At 30.6% G+C, this 22238-nt stretch carries 22 protein-coding genes and 1 pseudogene; 16 read left to right on the top strand and 7 right to left on the bottom strand.

All coding sequences use genetic code 11. From position 1 onward, the window contains the following. The 12 genes from E4T68_RS09300 to E4T68_RS05450 form a co-directional block, all read left to right on the top strand. A partial coding sequence (locus tag E4T68_RS09300) for a hypothetical protein (protein WP_167753829.1) occupies positions 1-452 on the top strand: 452 nt, incomplete at its 5' end. Positions 453-702: 250 nt separating this feature from the next. Continuing rightward, positions 703-1209 (top strand): hypothetical protein, encoded by a 507-nt coding sequence (locus E4T68_RS05500; RefSeq protein WP_135124912.1) that lies wholly within the window; start codon positions 703-705, stop codon positions 1207-1209. 308 nt (positions 1210-1517) lie between these two features. Beyond that, positions 1518-1961 (top strand): hypothetical protein, encoded by a 444-nt coding sequence (locus E4T68_RS05495; RefSeq protein WP_135124910.1) that lies wholly within the window; start codon positions 1518-1520, stop codon positions 1959-1961. Continuing rightward, positions 1954-2457, top strand: a complete 504-nt coding sequence (locus tag E4T68_RS05490) for a hypothetical protein (RefSeq protein ID WP_135124908.1) — start codon at positions 1954-1956, stop codon at positions 2455-2457. Before E4T68_RS05495 ends, E4T68_RS05490 begins: the two co-directional genes overlap by 8 nt. Positions 2458-2619: 162 nt before the next feature. Next, on the top strand, positions 2620-3126 hold the full coding sequence (locus E4T68_RS05485) for a hypothetical protein (protein WP_135124906.1): 507 nt from the start codon (positions 2620-2622) through the stop codon (positions 3124-3126). Positions 3127-3443: 317 nt separating this feature from the next. After that, positions 3444-3674 (top strand): hypothetical protein, encoded by a 231-nt coding sequence (locus E4T68_RS09550; RefSeq protein ID WP_209305056.1) that lies wholly within the window; start codon positions 3444-3446, stop codon positions 3672-3674. 185 nt (positions 3675-3859) lie between these two features. Next, positions 3860-4222, top strand: coding sequence for an Imm40 family immunity protein (gene imm40 / locus E4T68_RS05475; protein WP_135124904.1), 363 nt, complete (start codon positions 3860-3862; stop codon positions 4220-4222). A 235-nt stretch (positions 4223-4457) separates the two neighbouring features. After that, a complete protein-coding gene (locus E4T68_RS05465; protein ID WP_135124900.1) occupies positions 4458-4928 on the top strand; it encodes a hypothetical protein in 471 nt (156 codons plus the stop codon). 160 nt (positions 4929-5088) lie between these two features. Beyond that, positions 5089-5241, top strand: a complete 153-nt coding sequence (locus E4T68_RS09295) for a hypothetical protein (RefSeq protein WP_167753828.1) — start codon at positions 5089-5091, stop codon at positions 5239-5241. A 244-nt stretch (positions 5242-5485) separates the two neighbouring features. Beyond that, a complete protein-coding gene (locus tag E4T68_RS05460; RefSeq protein ID WP_135124898.1) occupies positions 5486-5845 on the top strand; it encodes a hypothetical protein in 360 nt (119 codons plus the stop codon). 245 nt (positions 5846-6090) lie between these two features. Then, positions 6091-6558: a hypothetical protein gene (locus E4T68_RS05455; protein ID WP_135124896.1), complete on the top strand. Its 468-nt coding sequence runs from the start codon at positions 6091-6093 to the stop codon at positions 6556-6558. A gap of 902 nt (positions 6559-7460) precedes the next feature. Next, positions 7461-8045, top strand: coding sequence for a hypothetical protein (locus E4T68_RS05450; protein ID WP_135124894.1), 585 nt, complete (start codon positions 7461-7463; stop codon positions 8043-8045). A gap of 454 nt (positions 8046-8499) precedes the next feature. Here the strand turns inward: E4T68_RS05450 and E4T68_RS05445 are convergent, their stop codons facing one another. Then, positions 8500-9237 (bottom strand): gamma-glutamyl-gamma-aminobutyrate hydrolase family protein, encoded by a 738-nt coding sequence (locus E4T68_RS05445; protein WP_135124892.1) that lies wholly within the window; start codon positions 9235-9237, stop codon positions 8500-8502. 97 nt (positions 9238-9334) lie between these two features. Between E4T68_RS05445 and E4T68_RS05440 the strand changes: the two genes are divergently transcribed. Further along, positions 9335-10057 carry a nitroreductase family protein gene (locus E4T68_RS05440; protein WP_135124890.1) on the top strand — a complete coding sequence of 241 codons (723 nt, stop codon included), beginning with the start codon at positions 9335-9337 and terminating at the stop codon, positions 10055-10057. A gap of 250 nt (positions 10058-10307) precedes the next feature. Here E4T68_RS05440 and E4T68_RS05435 read toward each other — a convergent pair whose 3' ends face one another. Further along, complete coding sequence (locus E4T68_RS05435; RefSeq protein WP_135124888.1) at positions 10308-11435, bottom strand: O-antigen ligase; 1128 nt, start codon at positions 11433-11435, stop codon at positions 10308-10310. A gap of 399 nt (positions 11436-11834) precedes the next feature. On the opposite strand from E4T68_RS05435, the gene E4T68_RS05430 reads away from it, so the two are divergent. From E4T68_RS05430 to E4T68_RS05420, 3 genes are all read left to right on the top strand, one after another. Then, a complete protein-coding gene (locus E4T68_RS05430) occupies positions 11835-13067 on the top strand; it encodes a murein hydrolase activator EnvC (RefSeq protein WP_135124886.1) in 1233 nt (410 codons plus the stop codon). A gap of 222 nt (positions 13068-13289) precedes the next feature. Further along, positions 13290-14483, top strand: coding sequence for an amidohydrolase (locus E4T68_RS05425; protein ID WP_135124884.1), 1194 nt, complete (start codon positions 13290-13292; stop codon positions 14481-14483). 20 nt (positions 14484-14503) lie between these two features. Further along, positions 14504-15019: a GNAT family N-acetyltransferase gene (locus E4T68_RS05420; protein WP_135124882.1), complete on the top strand. Its 516-nt coding sequence runs from the start codon at positions 14504-14506 to the stop codon at positions 15017-15019. Between the two features lie 650 nt (positions 15020-15669). Here the strand turns inward: E4T68_RS05420 and E4T68_RS05415 are convergent. The 5 genes and pseudogenes from E4T68_RS05415 to E4T68_RS09545 form a co-directional block, all read right to left on the bottom strand. Next, a complete protein-coding gene (locus E4T68_RS05415; RefSeq protein WP_135124880.1) occupies positions 15670-16869 on the bottom strand; it encodes an MFS transporter in 1200 nt (399 codons plus the stop codon). Continuing rightward, positions 16859-18070 carry an ATP-grasp domain-containing protein gene (locus E4T68_RS05410; RefSeq protein WP_135124879.1) on the bottom strand — a complete coding sequence of 404 codons (1212 nt, stop codon included), beginning with the start codon at positions 18068-18070 and terminating at the stop codon, positions 16859-16861. Before E4T68_RS05410 ends, E4T68_RS05415 begins: the two co-directional genes overlap by 11 nt. After that, on the bottom strand, positions 18070-20955 hold the full coding sequence (locus E4T68_RS05405; RefSeq protein ID WP_135124877.1) for an AMP-binding protein: 2886 nt from the start codon (positions 20953-20955) through the stop codon (positions 18070-18072). Before E4T68_RS05405 ends, E4T68_RS05410 begins: the two co-directional genes overlap by 1 nt. Next, positions 20952-21701 (bottom strand): NUDIX hydrolase, encoded by a 750-nt coding sequence (locus E4T68_RS05400; protein ID WP_135124875.1) that lies wholly within the window; start codon positions 21699-21701, stop codon positions 20952-20954. The genes E4T68_RS05405 and E4T68_RS05400 overlap by 4 nt, the downstream gene beginning before the upstream one ends. Before the next feature lie 353 nt (positions 21702-22054). Continuing rightward, positions 22055-22238, bottom strand: a pseudogene (locus tag E4T68_RS09545) (IS30 family transposase); the annotation flags it as partial.

Below are 22238 nucleotides of genomic sequence, written 5' to 3'. Positions count from 1 at the left end.
AATTGCTAGATTTTAACATTCAACATTTAGGAGATGAAGCTAGACTTTATATTCAACAATATAGACCAGGTTATGGAGAAACTGATTATTGTTATGAAATCACATTTTTCAGATGTTATAAAGTAGCTTACGATACAGATGCAGGCTGGTTAGCTTCAGGAAACAGATTAGCAGATGGAACATTTGAACAAGTTATTGCTAGAGAATATAATATAAAAGATGCTACCAGCTTTGGCATGTTATTAGGCTACGCTGCACAAGATATAAAGGTATCTGAATACAATTATTTCTTGAATAGCTACCATATTGTCGTGGCAAACATGACGATTGATATCATTTGTCAAGATATTGATATTAAACTTGTTCCGATTGCAGAACAAAATTTTTTCTGGAAACATATACAGAGTAAAAAAATAAAATTTGAGAATTGGAAACCAATAATAGAAGAGTAAAAGATATTTATATTAAACTTGGTGGTAGTAAGAAAATGTATATAGGACTAGGTGTCATATCTAGTCCTATGTTAAAATATTTTATTGATGTGTATGCTATTAAATAGTATTGCTATTCTGTTTTACAAAAATTAATTGTCAGGAAATATCTAAACTTTATCATGTATGCATAGGATTATTTTTCTATAGTTGTTATAAGAAAGTTCGCCAGATGGACATATTAAATCAAATTATTTAGGAGGACAGCCAGATGAATAAGAATGTTGAAGCATTGCAAGAAGAGTTTGAAAAATTAGAATATTGGGATTCACAGTTATTAGATTTTAAAATTCAATATTTAGGAGATGAAGCAAGACTTTATATTCAGCAATATAGTGATGAATGCAATGATACCGAGTATTGTTATGAAATCACATTTTTAAGGTGTTATAAAGTAGCTTACGATACAGATGCAGGCTGGTTAGCTTCAGGAAACAGATTAGCAGATGGAACATTTGAACAAGTTATTGCTAGAGAATATAATATAAAAGATGCTACCAGCTTTGGCATGTTATTAGGCTACGCTGCACAATATATAAAGGTATCTGAATATAATTATTTCTTGAATAGATATCATATTGTCGTGGCAAACATGACGATTGATATTATTTGTCAAGATATGGACATTAAACTTGTTCCGATTGCAGAACAAAATTTTTTCTGGAAACATATAGAGAGTAAAAAAACAAAATTTAAAGACGGAAAGCCTGTGGAATAAAAAATTGAATATGTTTTTAGTAAGAAATGTATATAGGACTAGGTGTCATATCTAGTCCTATATTAAAAAATTTATTGATGTATTGTGCTATTAAATAGTCCTACTATTCTATATTAAAAGAACTAATTGTCATGAAATATTTAAACTTCATCATGTATGCATAGGATTATTTTTCTAGAGTTGTTATAAGAAAGTTCGCTATAAACATTTATTCACTTGAATGAGTAACGAGTACAATCAGCAATCCTATTTCTAAATATGCTGTAGAAACTGTAGCAGAAACAGGTGTAGATGTTCTCAAAGACGTTGTGTTAGGGAATGAGATTACTCCAGAGAGTGTGGTGTTTAATCTTGGCATTAATGCGGGATTAAACGCTGTTGTAGGGAAGATTAATCAAAGCAAAGCTAATCCAAATGATGATATACTAACGAACAATCCAGTTGAACAATATACGAAAAAACTAATGGATTTTTCGTATCAAGAAATTTCAGAGATGACGATTGAAGAAATTGAACCATTAGTGCCGTCAGATTGGGAGCTTACAAAACATAATCCTTATTATCATGTATATGATAATAACGGAAAGAAACGTTTTAGATTCGACCCACCTGATAGTCATACACCTTATTATCATATGCATGCATATGATGAACAGGAGAATTTAGTGGACCTTGATGGAAACAGGGTGAAAAAAAGTTCACCAGATGGACATATTAAATCAAATTATTTAGGAGGACAGCCGGATGAATAAGAATATTGAAGCATTGCAAGAAGAGTTTGAAAAATTAGAATATTGGGATTCACAGTTATTAGATTTTAAAATTCAATATTTAGGAGATGAAGCAAGACTTTATATTCAGCAATATAGTGATGAATGCAATGATACCGAGTATTGTTATGAAATCACATTTTTAAGATGTTATAAAGTAGCCTACGATACGGATGCGGGATGGATGGCTTTGAGAGGGATGCCGTATGGACCGCCAAAAGAAGTTATTTCTAGACAATATAATATAAAAGATGCTACCAGCTTTGGCATGTTATTAGGCTACGCTGCACAAGATATAAAGGTATCTGAATACAATTATTTCTTGAATAGATATCATATTGTCGTGGCAAACATGACGATTGATATTATTTGTCAAGATATTGACATTAAACTTGTTCCGATTGCAGAACAAAATTTTTTCTGGAAACATATAGAGAGTAAAAAAACAAAATTTAAAGACGGAAAGCCTGTAGAATAAAAAATTGAATATGTTTTTAGTAAGAAATGTATAGGACTAGGTGTCATATCTAGTCCTATATCTAGACTTTATTATGTATGCATCAGATTATTTTTCTAGAGTTGTTATAAGAAAGTTCGATAGATGGACATATTAAATCAAATTATTTAGGAGGACAACCGGATGAATAAAAATATTAATAAAATACAAGAGGCTTTAGATAATACAGAGTATTGGGATGCACAATTGCTAGATTTTAAAATTCAATATTTAGGAGATGAAGCAAGACTTTATATTCAACAATACAGACCAGGTTATGGAGAAACGGATTATTGTTATGAAATCACATTTTTAAGGTGTTATAAAGTAGCTTACGATACAGATGCAGGCTGGTTAGCTTACCGGGGACCTAGTCGATATAATAACCAAGTCATTGCTAGAGAATATAATATAAAAGATGCTACCAGCTTTGGCATGTTATTGGGCTACGCTGCACAAGATATAAAGGTATCTGAATACAATTATTTCTTGAATAGCTACCATATTGTCGTGGCAAACATGACGATTGATATTATTTGTCAAGATATTGACATTAAACTTGTTCCAATTGCAGAACAAAATTTTTTCTGGAAACATATACAGAGTAAGCGAGTAAAATTTGAGAATTGGAAACCAATAATAGAAGAGTAAAAGATATTTATATTAAACTTGGTGGTAGTAAGAAAATGTATATAGGACTAGGTGTATTGTCTAGTCCTATATTAAAAAATTTATTGATGTATTGTGTTATTAGATAGTCCTACTATTCTATATTAAAAGAACTAATTGTCAGGAAATATCTAAACTTTATCATGTATGCATCAGATTATTTTTCTGTAGTTGTTATAAGAAAGTTCACTATAAACATTTATTCACTTGAATGAGTAACGAGTGCAATCAGCAATTCTATTTCTAAATACGCTGTAGAAACTGTAGCAGAAACAGGTGTATATGTTCTCAAAGACGTTGTGCTAGGGAATGAGATTACTCTAGAGAGTGTGGTGTTTAATCTTGGCATTAATGCGGGAGTAAACGCTGTTGTAGGGAAGATTAATCATGGGGAACATAGTACAGTAAATGATGTTGAAAAATATGTTGTACTTGAATATAATCCTTTAGAGAAAACAATATATAGCGATAAAGTATTAAAGCAGATGAATAATCAAGTAGGGAATATCATAGTTTTCCGAAATCTGTAGATGCTTTTGGAGCATACGGTAAGCTTACTGAAATTATAGGGAGAGATGGATTAACAAGAAAATTACTTGAAATACAAGGTAGCTATAATGGAAAAGATGTAGTATTTGAATATATTATAGAGCCAAATGGCTATATTAATCATAGACTTTTTAAACCTTATCATTAAAAAAGGAGCATGGTTTAGATGATAAAAGATTTTCTACCACAGGAGTTATATCAAAAAGGGGTAAGTCTAGCTTCGCTAGGAATGGACGGTGAATATGCTTGGTTGGCTGAGGACATTTGGGAAGTATGTGAGTACCTGGAAAGAAATAACAGAATTATTCTAGGAGGAGATGTTATTTCGTATGACGGAGTAAACTTAAATTCAACATATGATAGTTGGCATGTATCTAGAGAAGAACTGAATACATTAAATATTTTGGATTACTCAAAATATTCTGTTAATAAAGCAATAGACTATATTACAAAATATATTGAAAAAAACGGATTGGATTATTTATATCTGTTAGTTATAAGTGATTTAAAATTATCTAACAAAATATAAGTTAATTAAAATTCATTATTTTGATTTAATACAAAAATTAATGACAGGTTCTATCACTTATATGATGAAAATGGAGTTAGACGATTTAGGTTTGATAGACCTGATAAAGATACACCATATTACCATATGCATGTGTATGATGAAAATAAACAGTTATTAGACATTAATGGAAATAGAGTAGACGAAAGTTCGCCAGATGGACATATTAAATCGAATTATTTAGGAGGACAACCGAATGAATAAGAATATTGAAGCATTGCAAGAAGAGTTTGAAAAATTAGAATATTGGGATTCACAGTTATTAGATTTTAAAATTCAGCATTTAGGAGATGAAGCTAGACTTTATATTCAACAATATAGACCAGGTTATGGAGAAACGGATTATTGTTATGAAATCACATTTTTAAGATGTTATAAAGTAGCTTACGATACAGATGCAGGCTGGTTAGCTTCAGGAAACAGATTAGCAGATGGAACATTTGAACAAGTTATCGCTAGAGAATATAATATAAAAGATGTTACACGATTGGGAATGTTATTGAGTTATGCTGCACAAGATATAGAGGTGTCCGAATATAATTATTTTTTGAATAGATATCATATTGTCGTGGCAAATATGACGATTGATATTATTTGTCAAGATATTGACATTAAACTTGTTCCGATTGCAGAACAAAATTTTTTCTGGAAGCATCTTGAAAATTAAATTCAAAGAAAAAACTGAATACTAAAATAGAAAACTCAATTGTTAGGAAAAGTACGTATATAGGACTAGGTGTTATATCTAGTCCTATATTAAAAGATTTTATTGATGTGTATGTGTTATTAAATAGTATGACTATTCTATTTTAAAAGAATTAATTGTCATGAAATATCTAGACTTTATTATGTATGCACCAGATTATTTTTCTGTAGTTGTCATAAGAGAGGTCACTATAAATATTTATCCACTTGGACAAGTAACGAGTACAATCAGCAATCCTATTTCTAAATACGCTGTAGATGTTCTCAAAGACTAGGTAAAACAACATATTCTTTAGAAAATCATTTATTAGATGCTAATTATGTCATCAATAATGATACATTTGTTCTAGAATTAAATGCCTATGTTCATTTTGCAGGATATAGTGGGAAATCAACGAAGTATTTATTTGTTGGTTTGGATAGAACAGGTGGTGCTATTACTACATTTCATGTCAAAACCATAGAACAATTAATTGAAAAAGCTCCAAGTTTAAATTTAACTAAGTAAAGAGGTTAGTGATGATAAAAATTATAAATATTGAGTGGATAGATAAAGATAATGAAGAAGCAGAAGTTACGTTAAGTGATGGTGAGCACCAACTTGTTTGTTTTGCACATCCTTTTAATTTAAAAGAGGGTGAGAGCATCAAAAATTCAATTTTTATATTAGGATATGAAGAGATATTTAAAAGTTATGAAAATAAATATCAGATAAAGTATTTAGGAAATTTAAAACAATATATAAATGGTAAAGTTATTGATAGAAAGAGAGGATTAGTTCAGGTAGGTGAATTTATGTTAGGTGGAGTATATGTTATTCCTGGAGATTTAGTAGATGGTGATTATATTGAATTTCTAGTATATAGATGTGATATTTAAACATATATTAATGAAAAATTCACTTAGAGAATCTATTAGAAAACAAAAAGGTGTAATTTATATTTAAAAATTATTGGAGAGTTTGAAAAAATAAAATTTGCTTTAAACTAAAATTAGTAGTTATAGTATCAGGAATGATAAGTGGAGGAGTATCAGACATTACCTATTTAGGTGTTACTGGAAATAAAGCAGGTAGACGTTCACCAGATGGACATATTAAATCAAATTATAAGAAGGAGTAAAAGATGAATATTGAAGAAATGCAAGCAAAGATTGATACTATAAAATATTGTGATGCGCAACTTTTAGATTTTAAAATTCAATATTTAGGAGATGAAGCTAAATTATATATTCAACAATATAAATATAGACCAGGTTATGGAGAAACGGATTATTGTTATGAAATCACATTTTTAAGATGTTATAAAGTGGCCTATGATACGGATGCGGGATGGATGGCTTCAAGGAAGATGCCGGATGGAACGTCAAAAGAAGTTATTGCTAGAGAATATAATATAAAAGATGTTACACGATTGGGAATGTTATTGAGTTATGCTGCACAAGATATAGAGGTGTCCGAGTATAATTATTTCTTGAATAGATACCATATTGTCGTGGCAAATATGACGATTGATATTATTTGTCAAGATATTGACATTAAACTTGTTCCAATTGCAGAACAAAATTTTTTCTGGAAACATCTTGAAAACTAAGTTCGAAGAAAAGATGAATACTAGAATAGAAAACTTTATTGTCAGGAAAAGTACGTATATAATATTAGATGTCATATCTGCCCTATATTAAAAAAATTTTATTGATGTATGGTGCTATTAAATAGTTCTAATATTCTATATTAAAATAATCAATTGTCAGGAAATATCTAGACTTTATTATGTATGCATAGGATTATTTTTCTGTAGTTGTTATAAGAAAGTTCACTATAAACATTTATCCACTTGGACGAGAAACTAGTACAATCAGTAATCTTGTTTCTAAATATGTTAACTGAGATATTATCTCAGGCGATGAAGATATATTAATGAACAATCAGGCTGAAAAGTATATGAAAAAATTAATGGATTATAAAGCGTCGGAGATTATATTTGCTCAAGGTTCGATCAATTACGATAGAGAATACTAGAGTTGTAACTGTAAAAAAGGGATAGATTTGATGTGAAAGTTAATAGTAGAAAGTATAACGAATTTATTAAAAGAGATGGATAATCGCTTTAAAACTAAGATTGGAAAACCTAAAATATGGGGAGAAGCAATTGAAGCGAGGGTGAGAAGATAGAATTTAGAAATAAATACGGTGGGCATATTATGAGAGGTGGAGAGTGCTTATTCAGTAGCTTATTAGATTAATAACGTTAGGATTAGTATATGTTGATTTATGTAAAAAATATATTCCAGTAGAAATTTAATCCTATTTACTAAAAGAGAAGATAATGATATAGTTTATTTTGCAATGGGAAAGAGTGGAAAGGTCAAAGTATATATTATTGTTGAAAGGTGGGGAATAGAAATAAGAATATGTTGACATTTAGGGCTTATTGGAAGATACTAGTAAAGATATGAGTGAATATAATATAAAAGAAGGAGTTGTGTAGATAGCATGTTTGGCTATCTAAATAAAATGATAAATACTGTTAAAAAAATTTACGATACAATTAATCAATTTTATCAAAAATGTTTAAGAAATAAGAATATTAAAAAAATACAGAGAGCTTTAGAGAATATAGAGTACTGGGATGCGCAGTTGTTGGATTTTAACATTCAACATTTAGGAGATGAAGCTAGACTTTATATCCAACAGTATAGACAAGGTTATGGAGAAACCGAATATTGTTATGAAATCACATTTTTACGGTGTTATAAAGTAGCCTACGATACAGATGCAGGTTGGTTGGCTTCAAGAGGTATGCCGGAAGGAGCGCCAAAAGAAGTTATTGCTAGAGAATATAATATAAAAGATGCTACCAGCTTTGGCATGTTATTAGGCTACGCTGCACAAGATATAAAGGTATCTGAATACAATTATTTCTTGAATAGCTACCATATTGTCGTGGCAAATATGACGATTGATATCATTTGTCAAGATATTGACATTAAACTTGTTCCGATTGCAGAACAAAATTTTTTCTGGAAACATATAGAGAGTAAAAAAATAAAATTTAAAGACGGAAAACCTGTAGAATAAAAAATTGAATATGTTTTTAGTAAGAAAATGTATATATGACTAGGTGTTATATCTAGTCCTATATTAAAAGATTTTATTGATGTGTATGTACTATAGTTTTTATAAATAGTTCATCATACACACTCGACAGGAGTTTGTTTTACTATTTTAAGTGCTAATATCCTCGAACTTTTTATGTTTAGATTGTGATTGCCCTTAGTAGCTTTGTTCGTGTTAAGTGGGGGGGATATTTTTTGAATTGACTTTTAGCATCGGTACACTTTTTTCGAAAATTTAGGATATAAGTTATGGAGGAGCAGAAAATTAAAAAAGGCTTTAAATCAAGGTGTGTAGGACATTGATTTAAAGCCTTTTTTTAATGTGTGGATAAACGATGTTATTACTGTTTTCAGCCTAGTTTAAAATGGCAATCAGTATAGGGAAGGTTTGTTGATTTTATGCCTATATGCATTTCTTATGTCAAAATATGTTGTTGGCACTGTTTGACAAATTCTGAAAATAACGCAATAGATTCGGTATGTTGACTTTCTAATAGAATTTCAGGATGCCATTGTACCGCTAAAATATATTGTGTTTCATCTTCAGACTCAATCGCTTCAATTAGTCCGTCAGGGCTAAATGCAGTTGCTTTTAGACTAGGTGCTAAATCTTTAATCGCTTGATGATGCAATGTATTGACAAAAGATTTTTCGCCAACAAGACGGCGAATAATGCTATTTTCAGTTGTGTTTATGGAATGTTCTGTAAAATGCGGTAATGTATCTTGAATATGTTTGATATTTACATGAAGCTGACTATTTAAGTCTTGGTATAAAGTACCACCTTTAGCAACATTGATAATTTGTAAACCACGGCATATCCCAAAAATTGGTTTTTTTTGTTTCAATGTTTCATGAATGAGTGCAATTTCAAATTGATCTCTAAGAGGCATGGTTTCGTTTAATTCAGGTCTAGGTTCCTCGCTGTAAAGGAGTGGAGAAATATCTTGCCCGCCGGCTAAAATAAGACCGTGAATAGAATTTACATAAGTCTTGATATGTTGACAGTCTGTTATTGGAATAATCATAGGAACTCCTCCACAATTTGCAATACCCGTGACAAAATCGTAAGGTGTATAAGCAACTTGGGTATTTTTTAATGCTTCAATAGGGTGCAACATAATATTTGCGGCTATACCAATAATAGGTTTCATACATATCATCTCCTTATATCGTAAATTATATATAATCATACCGTAAATTAGAAATAATGCAATAGCTTTGATATAATTATTTTAAGGAGGTTTAAAAATGAACAATACTATTCATTTATTAAAAAATCATCGTACCACTAGACATTTTGTCAAAGGAAAAACAATGTCTCATGAGCATTTGCAAAATATTTTAGAAGCAAGTATCCAAGCACCAACCTATATGAATGGACAGCATTTTAGTATTATTGTTGTGGAAAATCAACAAACCAAAGAACAATTGGTTGAATGGACACCACGTAATCCACATATTGCCAGCAGTAGTGTATTCCTTTTATTTTGTATGGATTTTTCTCATTTACAAGTGGCAAGTGACTATCGTCAAGCTAGTTTTGATGTTGAAGATAATCCAGATGTGTTAATGATTGGAACAGTTGATGTGGCTCTTGCGATGCAAAATGCCATTATTGCTGCTGAATCCTTAGGATATGGCACGGTATGCGTAGGAGGAGTTCGACATATTGCCAATCATATTATAAAACAGTTTAAATTACCAAAATACGTTTATCCAATCTGTGGGTTAAGCATTGGAGAAATAGATACAACTCAAGAAGTGGAACGTGTCAAACCTCGTTTGCCTAAAGTTTTTAAAGAAACTTATACTCAGCCAGTCAAACTAGAGGACGTGCAAGGATATGATAAAACGATGCGTCTTTTTGCAGAGAAACGTGAAACAAAAGAGTGGAGTCAAAAGTTTGCAGATTTTTATGAGAAAAGACCTAATCCTAAAACAACGGATTGGTTGAAAGAGCAAGGGTTTTAAAATCGTATCTCACACTAAAGATAGAAAAAATGGGATTTCTGCCACATTATGTTGGTAAAAAACAGATGTGTTTCATCTAGTTATACAAAAATAATGATGTTGGTAGTCTTTTCTGCTCATCAACATCATATCAACAATGTCTGTAGTGTTAAATTAAGGGAAAAGTGCTTTATTTAAGTTTTTGTGTCATTAGAAAAAGGTTCTATAGATAAAATCGTCGCTGAAAGACTACTATCTATAGAACCTATATTTAATTGTTAAGGTCATGAATGGATGTATCTTCTCGTTGCAAGTTAGGAATGGCTAAGATAACGAGTAAAAAGACAAATAATGTTTGTACCCAGAAGATTGTAACGTCCATGATACCATGCACAACAACGAGTACAATAAAACTCATGCCCAACGAATACAATGCTTTTAATTGGTAAGAATTTTTAATGCTTTTCAACGGTAAAATTAAGTCATAACAAAGTCTACTGATTAAGACAAATCCAATTATTCCATAATTCAACAATGTATCTAACAAGAGATTATGAGCATGTTGTGTAGGATAACTATTGTATTTTTCATAAATTGTCATATAAGTTAAGGGGCCTTGACCGATGAGTGGAGCGTTAAAAAATTCTGTAAATGAACTTACCCAAATATCTAAGCGAATATCAATATGCTCATCAATAGCCTCTAAGTCAAATCGTGGAATATGTCGATAAAATAGTATAGCAACCACGATAATAATGATTGTAATCAATCCGATAAGGCGTTTTAAGCGACGTGAACGGATAAAGATAACAAATGCTAATAATGCGATAAGTAGAGAGGGTAAAATGGTACGTGTTAATGTAAATAACATGCCAAATCCATTAAATAGTGCTACAACTCCATACCAGACATACTGTTTAAGTGATGAGGCATAGTAGATTTTGTAGCCTGCAATCAGTACAGTAAACGCACAAAAGAGGGCGTAATAATTAGGATTAAAGAAAAATGAATCCGCACGTCCATCCCTCCATGTGACAAGCATAGGGTGTAATGCATTATAATCAACTGGTGGAAGAATAAACCAAGCTTCTAAAGAGGCATATATAGCATGGAAAAAACTGCATGTCAGTAAAATATCTAATAAACATTCAAATGTTTTTTTCGAAACGTAATTGACGTAATATGTAAAATAAATGGCAAATATCATTAATGCTAGAGTGATTGCAGCACCTAGGTAATTTTGTGCTAGCAGCGAAGCAATAGACGATACGCTGAAAAATGCACCAAGTAATTTATGTGGTAATGACTGTTTTACCAATTCACGAAAAGATTTTTGAAATAATAATAAAATGGTTGCTATAAAAAAGAGCAAACACGCTATTGGAAATGGAAACATCATCGCAAGTGTTGTGATGATAAATAATTTTTGTATGTTGTGACTATGACACGTATTGTGTTGCAACAATAACCTCTCTCCTTTACTGTAGATGTGTATACATTTTTTATAGCAAATATATCATAAGCATTATATATGAATTTTTGATAAAAACCTATGATTTTATCAAAAAACATGAAATTTTTATGAGTGATTTAGGTTTTTTATTAAAATAAAGTGAGTATCATGATGTTTAAATAGGTAAAATAGAGAAAAAAATAAGATAAATATGTGATAATGTAACAAATATTACATCGTATTTACAATTTTATAAAATGTAAGCATATTTGATAGGTGAATATTCAACTTATGGTAGTATGTATAAAATGATAAAATCATTTGACTATAAGGAGAGTTATAGACATGAGAAAATGGATAATTACAGGATTAGGTATAGGGATTCTTTGTATAGGAGGATTATCAACTAGAGCAGCTTATGCAGATGAATTCGATGATAAAATTCAAGAACAGCAAAAAAAATTACAACAGATTGAACGCTCAAAATTAAATGAATCACAAGTCTTAAGTGATTTGATAACAGAACAGACATCAGTAAATAAGCAAATCGAAGATACACAAGCTGATATTGATAAGACACAAAATACACTAACTCAACTTATGACAGAAATTACAGATTTAGAAGAACTTATTGCAAAACGCTCAAAAACAATTAGTGATCAAGCACGTCATATTCAATTGATGGATAGAGCAGACACACTTTTTGAAGCTATTTTCACCTCTGAATCAATTGTTGAAGCCATTTCACGTATTTCTGCCATGTCACAAATCACAGGCAATTCTTTAGATATTTTACAGCAACAGAAAAAAGATAAAGACACATTACTTTTGAAACAACAAGAAATTGAAGAAACATCACAAAAACAACAAGATAATATTGCACATTTAAATCAATTAAAGCAAAACTTAGCTGCAAATGTGACGCAAACACAACTCACTCTAGTAGAAATGGATTTGCAAAAGGCGCAAACGCAAGAGGAAATCAACTCACTGCAAGCAAAAAAAGAAGAGGCTGAACAATTAAAAAGAGAGGCAGCAGCTCGCTTGGCAGCTGAACAAGCGCGTCAAAATCAACTAGCAGAAGCTAAACGTCAAGCTGAACAGCAAGCACGAGCAGAGGCTGTGGCACGTGCAGCTCAACAAACAAGTCAATCAGTAACGTCACATGTAGCGTCATCAGCAAGTACAGGAAGTTTCATTTATCCAATTATAAATCCAAGTATTACAAGTTATTTTGGAGAAACACGTCAAATCGGAAGTTATTCTGATGTCCATTCAGGTGTTGACTTTGTCAATGGTGATACTAAAGCACCGATTATGGCAGCTGGTGCAGGAACTGTTGTCTATTCAGGAACAAGCTCTGGTGGAGGATTGACCGTTATTTTAAAACATGCAAATGGATTGTATACATACTATATGCATTTAAGTAGCGTTTCTGTTTCAGTTGGTCAGAATATAAGTCAAGGACAACGCCTTGGTATTATAGGTTCTACAGGTATATCAACAGGGGTTCATCTTCATTTTGGTGTGTCAACGAGTTTGTGGTCGGGATATGTTAATCCGCTCCAATATTTATAATATGTAACCAGTTTTGATGTGGGCTAAATAGATTAAGCAAAGAATGTGTTTTCTAACAAGTCAGTCTAACTGAATGGGTGTGTACACTCTAAAAAAGATGTATTGTACAAAATAGTGGCTAAAGTCTTTTTTGTAGTATTTTGCAATATAAACGTGTAAAATCAGTATAATAACTGATTTTACACGCTTTTATTTTATCAATTCATCAAAGAGGAGCAAGGCATGAGAGAAAAACAAAGTATATTACAAAAAATAAGTGAATATGAACATTACATGGTAGCTACACGCCGTTATTTACATGAAAATCCGGAAGTTTCTGGGAAAGAGTATGATACAAGTGCGTTTTTAAAACAAGAAGTAAGCCGTTTTGGATTGCCGATTACCGAAGTACAAGGGACTGGATTCTATGCCGTTTTGGATACCGGAAAAGTGGGAAAAACAATAGGGGTACGTACAGACATTGATGCTTTGCCAATGGTTGAAAAAGATGTGAATTTGAAAGGAAAACGTGTGTGTTGTTCAAAACGTCCCGGTGCTATGCATGCCTGTGGACATGATGGGCACATGGCGACAGTATTAGCCTCTATTCAATTATTACTCGACATTAAAGAAGAGTTACAAGGTAAAATTGTGTTCATTTTTGAAGAGGGAGAGGAGATAGGATCTGGTATTTCTCACATGATTGAGGCATTACGCCCTTTAGGTCTTGATGCAGTTTATGGAGTACATTTAACAGCATTTATGCAAACAGGTGAGATTTGTATTGACTCTGGGGCTAGAATGGCAGGTGCAGCTTTAATTGAATTTGATATTATTGGACGTGGTGGGCATGGGTCAAGACCAGATTTATCAATTAATCCAGTTTTTGCTATGGCAAATGTGTTAACAGGTATTGCTTCGGCATGGGCAAATCAGATTGATGTAAGTAAAACCGTCACGTTGGGGTTGAGTCAGTGTCATGCAGGAACGGCGAATAATGTATTTCCAGATTCTGCTTTTGTTGGGGGAACATTACGTTATTTTGATATTAATGAAGGCAAGAAAGCTCTTGATATTTTTAAACATGTAGCAAGTAAAACCGCACAAGCACATTTGTGTCAGGCTGTGTTTAGGGAAAGCATGGGGGTATTAACTGCACCAGTGATTAATGATGATACACTATCTAAAATAGCTAGACAAGGCGCACGTGAACTCTATGGCGATAAAGTCATTGAACATGTTCCATGGTATGCTTCCGAAACATTTGCAGATTATGCAAAATTGGCACCAATAGTGTTTGCTTTTGTGGGCATTGCCAATTCGGAAATTGGTTCGGGTGCTGAACATCATAATGTATATTTTGACTTAGATGAGAAAGCCTTAACGTATAGTCTGGGGACAATGGTTAAATTTGTAATAGATTATTTGACAAACTAAATGAGGAGGAGTGATTCAAGATGATTTATTTAAGATTTCCTACACATGAAGATAGACAACTTATTGAAGACTACAAAAATGAATGTTTAACATACGATAATGTAGAGAGCATTCATGGGAGTGCAAATCTCACACAGTTTTCCTTTGATGAATGGCTTGAAAATGTTCAAAAAGACAGATATAAAGAAACTGTTCGTGAACATTTAGTACCAGCACATACCTTTTTAATAATGGAAAACCAAACACTTGTTGGGATGTGCAACATCAGGCATGAATTAAATGATTTTTTATATCATATAGGTGGACATATCGGGTATAGTGTGCGTCCTAGTCAAAGACGTAAGGGATATGCAAAGCAAGCTTTACGTTTAGCCGTGCAATTTTTGCAGGAACAAAAAGGTATTCAGCGTGTTTTAGTGACTTGTGATGAGGATAATATCGCATCTAGTTGCACGATTGAAGCATGTGGAGGCATACTTGATAATATGTTTGTTAGTGAAAATGGGGAAGTCATAAAACGGTATTGGATAGAATGAGTGGAGAATGGTGTACAGTAAGTTTAGTAATATAAATGACATGCAATAGTTCACGTTTGCATTGTAAGTAAGCGTGGCAAAAAAGTAAACATGTTTAATCTATATAAACAATTTTAGGGCAAGAGGGTGTATTTGATTTAAATGCGTTTGTAAGTTTTTGTCAAGTGTTCCTTTGCTAGTGTTATCTATACAGTCGAGATGAGATTAGATGAAACTTTGTTAGAAAATGCTATTTTTTATATTGTTAGGTAATAGTTGTTTTTGTATGAGAGGTAAATGTTGGCACAAAATGTTACTGACGTTTAGAGTAATCACCAAAAGAAGTACAAAAACTATTTTAAGTTAAAAAATGCATAAAAGTCATAAAGAAACCTAAGTTTTTGGCTAGTAGATGTATTGGACATAAAGGGGACCGGGAAAAAACTAAAATTTTAGTCTTTCGATTAACATTTGAAAAATTGAAAACAGCTTAGAATCAACGTTTCTGATGGCGTCGTTATAAGCTGTTTTTTTATTTTTAAGACTTTTTCCCAGTCCCATTTTACTATGTAAACTAGAAGTGTTTGTCATGATTTATATTTTGATAAAGATAGTAGAGTGTAACGAATAACCCTTAATATTGTCAATAATAAGGTTATAACATTAAAGTTTTATTGTATATATTTACTAATCATTTTTATGCCTATAAGTCCAAATAAGCCAATAATAATTGCAATGGTGTTTATATCTGTCAAATCATACAAAATAAGGTATATTGAGGTTAATAGGTTAGAAAATTGAAAGAATGTGCTGCTAATCCCAAAATACAGGGCTTTACTATTGTTGGGAATTAAATTTACTTGGGCTAATTGTCTTATAGGGGCATAGATTATTTCAGCAAAAGCCACAATTAGTAAAAAGAAGATCATCAAAGGTAAATTATTTGAAATCATAGTTATTAAATAACCTATAACATTAACAATAGATGCTACAGCAAAAAGAATTTTATTTTTATTAAACATTATAACTTTATTGGTTATGCTGTTCGAGAAAAATACAATTATTGCCATGTTAATAATTTGAAACATCGAGAATTGGTTTATGCCTGTTAATGTAAATCCTAAGATATTAATATCATTAAAATGAGTATACATATGTAGACTCATGACTGTTGAAAATCCCAATTCAACACTAAAAATCAATACCGTACCAATGAGTAAATACAAATAGTTTTTATCCTTCAATATTACTCTAATATCTGAAATATTAATTAACTTTTTCTTAATACCTGGTGTTTCCATACTACAATTATACTGAATTTTAAATTGATAGATATAAATGGTATATGCAGTGGCTAAAGATAATAAAGTATATAAAATAGGCAAATGATTTATTACAAATAAACTTCCTATAATTAGTCCGATAGCTGTGGTTAAATTGGTAATCCAATAGTCTAATGAATATATCTTTTGTCGTTCTTTTTTATCAATTCCGTCTAATATCAGTGCATCTTTAGCTGAAGCATGTATATTACCAAACAATGTGTTTGTTAGATAAAACAACAAAAAAATATCTTTATTTAGATTAAATAATAATATTACAGAAATGAAACATGCACAGATTAGATTGCACATTTGACCAAACAATAATATTTTTTTTCTACCAATAGAATCTGCTAGTATACCTCCTGCTATTGTAGAAGTTATTTGAAAAATTACGCCAATAACAATGATTATACTAGCTTTTTGTTTATCAAACATGTTATTGATAATAACAACAATAAATGGGAAAATAGTTGATGCTATCATTCGATTTATGAATGAGCATGTTAGTTTATATTTTATATTGGATGACAATTCATTAAATTTCATGAGTAGTCTCGATTCTAATATATTGTAATCCTTTCTCGGCTAATTTATATGATTCATCGCTATTAGACGATACTGCCCAAACCTGAGCAATCCGTCCGCTGCTACTATGGTTAATGCTCAATTTATCCCCCTCTTTAATCCATAACCTATGACCTAGAATACCTTTGGTGTTACGTATTGACTCATCTACTTCAATCTTAGTTACAGTACCATTAATGGACGGGCGATAGAGTATAGTTGAGTATTTATAGTCTTTTAATTCTTTTAATGATTTAATGTCATTTATCACTTTAAAGCCAATCATGCCTTTTACGATACTTGTCAGTATATCTTGACCGGTAGATGCTTCATACAGTTCGTTGATCATATCTCCACCTACTCTTGCCTGACTTTCTACTAAATTTATCTTGTTTTCAGATACTATAATTTCTGTATGAGAAGGCCCGTTTTCAAACTTTATAATATTTAAAAATTTTGTAATAAAATCAGTTATATTATCTATCGTGTTGTTATCTAGTTGTGCGGGTATCGTATGTCCCATTTCAACAAAATGACTATCTTTGTATTTTTTTGTTATACAATAAACTTTATGGACTCCATCTTCTGAATATGCTTCAACACTATATTCTATACCTTTTAAATAGGGTTCAATAATAAAAGTAAGTTTATCCATTAGAGCAACTAAATGATTATAGAATAGTTCTATATTTTCGAATTTATTTAATTTATATATGTATTTACTACCTGCTCCATCTATTGGTTTCACTATAATGTCATCGGTTGAGAGTGTTAAGAATGAATTTATTAAATCTTCTTTAGAATTTAGAACTATTGAGCTTATATTTGAAAATCCACTCTTTTTCAAATATGTTCGCATTTTATGTTTATCAACCATTAATTCCACTATATTTTCATTATACAAGTATGGAATATTTAATAGTGATGATAAATCAAGTGCAACTTTGTGTAAATCATCATCAAATGTAATAATAGCATCAATTTTTACGTCTGTATTTAATTGCTCACCATAACGTACCCATTGCAGTCTGTTTAAGTCTTTGAAAGTAAAAATCATTTCATATATCTCACTGTAGTAAGACTTGATAGCCTTAGTATAATGGAATAAATACAATTTGACATTCTCTGTTTGCAATAATCTTCTATGAGCCGGAGTGTATCCTCCTAATATTAAAACATTCATTATTTTTCACCTCTTTTAATAGTATTATCCATCTGAATCTTAGACACTTTTATCAAGTGGTTATCTATGTGGTATTCATTGGATAATTCAATACCCCTTGGAGTATAGATAAATACATTTTTTCCTTTCGTCATAATGATTAAATATTTTGAACTATAATTATCATTGGTTAATGCAGTTAATTCAGAGTCTAAATTTTTTATCTCTCCGATATAATTAACTGAAAAATTCATTTTTTCCCATAATTTTTTATATTCACTATTGTTTTTAGATAAGTTAGGATAATTTTCAAAAATCATTTCTCTTATACTTATTCCTTTGGCATATAAATTGACTAGATGATATATTTTTTCAGAGAAGCTAGTTAAATGTTCACATCTGTTTATGAAGTAAGGAATAGTTGAGTGCATATCTCCGATTGTGTTAATAGAATCAAACCCATCAAATTCGTCTATATTTTCAATTAAGCTACCTGTCAATGTGTTCACCTGTTTATTTTCTTTGAAATAAATTTTTGAAATGAAATAAATTGATAGTATTGTTAAGTCTAAGCTATTCATTTTGTTATCAATTTCAAATTCGAACAACAATCCATGTGAATGCAAATCTGGGATTGTATGTTTCGTTATAGGAATGCACTCTTGTAAGTAATGACTATTTTGCTTTGATTGCGTTTTTATGAATTCGATAAACTTTATGTAATTACTTGATACTTTGATTTCTTTTTGTTCATAGAGATAAGAACGAATAATTTCTCCTAATCTATAGAGTTTATACTTGTCAATAATGGCATGAGAAAAGTAGAATCTTGCTACACCTTCTGTTTCAGAAATATTTACAAAGAACAACGGAGAAGTATTACTTGTAAACATCAACTTAGATATATCGTGTTCTTTAAGGATATTTGTCGAATAAAAAATAATCGGATCTAAACATTCCACATATCTGAAATAAACATTTCCATGATGTTTATCAATTAAAAGTTTTGTTATGTCAAAATTTTTAGATAGAACATCAAAAAGTTTTCCTAAGCGGATTAAAATTTTTTCATCTAGAGATATATCAAAAAATAAAACTGAATGATAATCCTTTTCGAAATAATTCTTTTGTATATATAATGTATCTTTCGATATACCTTTAAATTTAGTGATAATTTCAAAAATAGTTTTTAAATTTTCTAAGTCTACCTTGTAACAGATATTTTTAAAGTCATTTTGAGCATCTAGGTTATCATTTTGGCATATTATAAAGTCGATAAGATTATCCATATTTTTGAGAGAAACAATAGAATTATCTGGAATAATGATGTTAAATTTTCTCTCAATTTCAAGAAAAAATCTAACTAAATCTAGTGAATCAAGCTCTCTAATAGTCAACGCTTCAAATGATTTGTTCAAAATATTAGTTATTATTTCCTTAATATCACTTGATTTTTCCATTACAGAGAGTGTACTATTGCATGAAATTTTTAATCGGTTAATATCTATTTTTCGGTTTGTTGTCAATGGAAGTTTGTTAATAAATCTTACACGAATTGCGTAGTTTTTCGGGAAAGTATTTTTTATAGTTTCTTTTATTTTTTGTTGATTTTTATCATTGTTATTGTGTAATACGATGAATGAGTAAATTTTTTCATTGTGATAAATGGTCTTTACTTCTTTTACTAATGAAAATTCTGCTAATTTATCATCTATACTATCTAATTCTATCCTAACACCATTCAATTTTATTTGGGAATCTTTTCTACATTTAAATACAAAGTCTTCATTATGATTAATATATACATAATCTCCCGTTTTATAGTATATGATTCCATCAATCTCTTTAAAATAGTTCTCAGTAATGTTTTTGTCAGTATATCCTCGAGATACACCTATACCACCAATATATAATTCTATGTCATTATTATCGCCTTTTTCAGAAAGTAATAATACATTCTTAAACGGTCTTCCGATAGGAATATCGTCGTTCTCTTTAAAGGATAACCTGTAATACGTTGCAAAAAGTGTTGTTTCTGCTGGTCCGTACAAATTGAATACTTTCGTTTTATTTGTATCTAAGCGATTTTTTAAAAGTTTTTTTAATGATAACGGAAATTTTTCTCCAGCTATAGACACTGTTGATAACGATTTGAAATTATTTTTATCTCCCATACTAAAAACTAAATTAGCAAAAGCCGGGGCCAAAAAAACATTAGTTACAGAATATTGTTTTATATACTCTAGAGTATGTCTGATTTTTTTATTAATATCGCTCGCAATAGTACCAAAGCAAATTAATTTTGCACCAGTGAAAACAGGAGCTAATATTTCTGACAAAGAAACATCAAATGTTGCAGGAGTCATCATAAGAACTTTTGATTCAACAGACAATTCTATGATATTGTAATATTCATTTAGAATCCCACATAGATTATCTCCAGTTAATAAAATTTTCTTAGGAGTTCCTGTTGTTCCTGATGTCATAATACAATATGTAATATCGTTGTAATTTGATATGTTAAATGTTAACTTTTCTTGACCTAATATAAAGTGATCAATTATTAAAAGGTTTATGTTATCGATAAAATTATCATCATCTGTAATTATAATATTATAATTTAAGTCTGATATTTGTTTTTGTGATTCACCTAGATTCAAAGCGGTATTTAATGGAATGGGGATTTTATTAGCTTTTAAAATCCCTAGAATAACAGGGAGTAGAAAAGAATCATTTTTTATATAGAAAGGTATGTATGTTTCAACGACTTTGTGTATTCTATTAGCTATGTTATTTGAAAAATTTTCGATATCTTTAATCGTGTATTTTTGTTTATTAGAGTATAAAATATAGTGATTAGGAAATTTTCGTAACTGGTCATAAAACTTAAATAAAATTGGGTTCATAACAGACCTCCTAATTTCTTAATGTGGAATTTTAAATAGTCAGGAAGAGAGGTGATTTCATCTACTTCTTCAGCACTAATCCATTTAGACTCAGAAAATTCTGTCTTATCCAAAATAAAATTCTCAATTTTTTCTACCTTAGTATAATATGTAAATACAATTCGCTTATGCTTTTTATTGATAAAATGATAATCTATATACTCTACATTAGAGATGTCTAAGTTTGTTTCTTCTTTTACCTCTCTGAGCAAGGCTTCTTCGATTCCCTCATTTTCTTTAACTTTTCCTGCAGGTACATTCCAAATGTTTGGAGCAATCTTCAAATGTGATTGTCTTTTACATATTAAAAATTTATTGTGGTGTTCAATCAAAATTTCTACAGCATATCTGAATTCTGTGTTAAACCTTTTGGACATTAGTTTATACATATTACTTAGTATTTCTATTGATTCTTGATGTTTTTCTAAAGAATTACTTGAATGCAAACCTAATATAAAATCGTCTAAAATTTTAAAACGTGCTTGTTCATTTTGCCCAAAATAGAGTTTATCATTTTTAGGGACGTCATCTAACAAAATTCTTTCAAAAGGAACTCCACCAATAATAGCACTATTTTTAAAAACTAATATTTCAAAATGATTCAATCCTCCTACACTGTTGTCAGTTATATCTCCTTCTCCTACTTCTGTAGATTGAAAACTCAAAACTTTAATATTCAACAATGGTCCTACAGTAATGTTAAACATCTCATGACGGATACGACCATTTCCTTTGTATGTATCTTCAGGTAAATCAAACCATGATCTTCTTGAAATACCCGATTGACTTAGTTCTAAATGAGCAGTACATATAATATTTTCTTTTTCGTCTTGATATTCTATAATTGAGGAAACATCAAGTTCTCCAAAACACTTTATTACATCTAAATTATTATAAAAATCATCTTCTCGAATTGTAAAGCCAAGTGCAACAGTACATGAAAAATACTAAAGTCACAGTCTATGTCTGTGTGCGACATAGTTGTTTTGTAATGGAATAGGTGTAACGGTCAAGGTATTAGCGTAGCGAGCCTTTACGGTTACACCTATTCTGTTATAGTTTATGTCGTTGCACACAAACGATTAAACATAGTATGAGGTGTATCATAGTCTAGTATACGTCTAGGTCTATTATTTAACGCATTTTGTATAGTTGTTATCATTTGAATAGGTACTAAATTAAATGATTTTCCCTTCGGTAAAAATTCTCGAATTAAACCATTGTGATTTTCATTAGTCCCTCGT

This window comes from Granulicatella sp. WM01, from assembly GCF_004570605.1.
Lineage (GTDB): Bacteria > Bacillota > Bacilli > Lactobacillales > Aerococcaceae > WM01.
This window is presented reverse-complemented; position numbering and strand designations above follow the sequence as displayed.

Bases quoted from the DNA above. Each gene is read 5' to 3' on its own strand.
- E4T68_RS05500 (WP_135124912.1), top strand. From the start codon at position 703: ATGAATAAGAATGTTGAAGCATTGCAAGAAGAGTTTGAAAAATTAGAA.
- E4T68_RS05490 (WP_135124908.1), top strand. From the start codon at position 1,954: ATGAATAAGAATATTGAAGCATTGCAAGAAGAGTTTGAAAAATTAGAA.
- E4T68_RS05485 (WP_135124906.1), top strand. From the start codon at position 2,620: ATGAATAAAAATATTAATAAAATACAAGAGGCTTTAGATAATACAGAG.
- imm40 (WP_135124904.1), top strand. From the start codon at position 3,860: ATGATAAAAGATTTTCTACCACAGGAGTTATATCAAAAAGGGGTAAGT.
- E4T68_RS05465 (WP_135124900.1), top strand. From the start codon at position 4,458: ATGAATAAGAATATTGAAGCATTGCAAGAAGAGTTTGAAAAATTAGAA.
- E4T68_RS09295 (WP_167753828.1), top strand. From the start codon at position 5,089: ATGAAATATCTAGACTTTATTATGTATGCACCAGATTATTTTTCTGTA.
- E4T68_RS05460 (WP_135124898.1), top strand. From the start codon at position 5,486: ATGATAAAAATTATAAATATTGAGTGGATAGATAAAGATAATGAAGAA.
- E4T68_RS05455 (WP_135124896.1), top strand. From the start codon at position 6,091: ATGAATATTGAAGAAATGCAAGCAAAGATTGATACTATAAAATATTGT.
- E4T68_RS05450 (WP_135124894.1), top strand. From the start codon at position 7,461: ATGTTTGGCTATCTAAATAAAATGATAAATACTGTTAAAAAAATTTAC.
- E4T68_RS05445 (WP_135124892.1), bottom strand. From the start codon at position 9,237: ATGAAACCTATTATTGGTATAGCCGCAAATATTATGTTGCACCCTATT.
- E4T68_RS05440 (WP_135124890.1), top strand. From the start codon at position 9,335: ATGAACAATACTATTCATTTATTAAAAAATCATCGTACCACTAGACAT.
- E4T68_RS05435 (WP_135124888.1), bottom strand. From the start codon at position 11,435: ATGATGTTTCCATTTCCAATAGCGTGTTTGCTCTTTTTTATAGCAACC.
- E4T68_RS05430 (WP_135124886.1), top strand. From the start codon at position 11,835: ATGAGAAAATGGATAATTACAGGATTAGGTATAGGGATTCTTTGTATA.
- E4T68_RS05425 (WP_135124884.1), top strand. From the start codon at position 13,290: ATGAGAGAAAAACAAAGTATATTACAAAAAATAAGTGAATATGAACAT.
- E4T68_RS05420 (WP_135124882.1), top strand. From the start codon at position 14,504: ATGATTTATTTAAGATTTCCTACACATGAAGATAGACAACTTATTGAA.
- E4T68_RS05415 (WP_135124880.1), bottom strand. From the start codon at position 16,869: ATGAAATTTAATGAATTGTCATCCAATATAAAATATAAACTAACATGC.
- E4T68_RS05410 (WP_135124879.1), bottom strand. From the start codon at position 18,070: ATGAATGTTTTAATATTAGGAGGATACACTCCGGCTCATAGAAGATTA.
- E4T68_RS05405 (WP_135124877.1), bottom strand. From the start codon at position 20,955: ATGAACCCAATTTTATTTAAGTTTTATGACCAGTTACGAAAATTTCCT.
- E4T68_RS05400 (WP_135124875.1), bottom strand. From the start codon at position 21,701: ATGTTTAACATTACTGTAGGACCATTGTTGAATATTAAAGTTTTGAGT.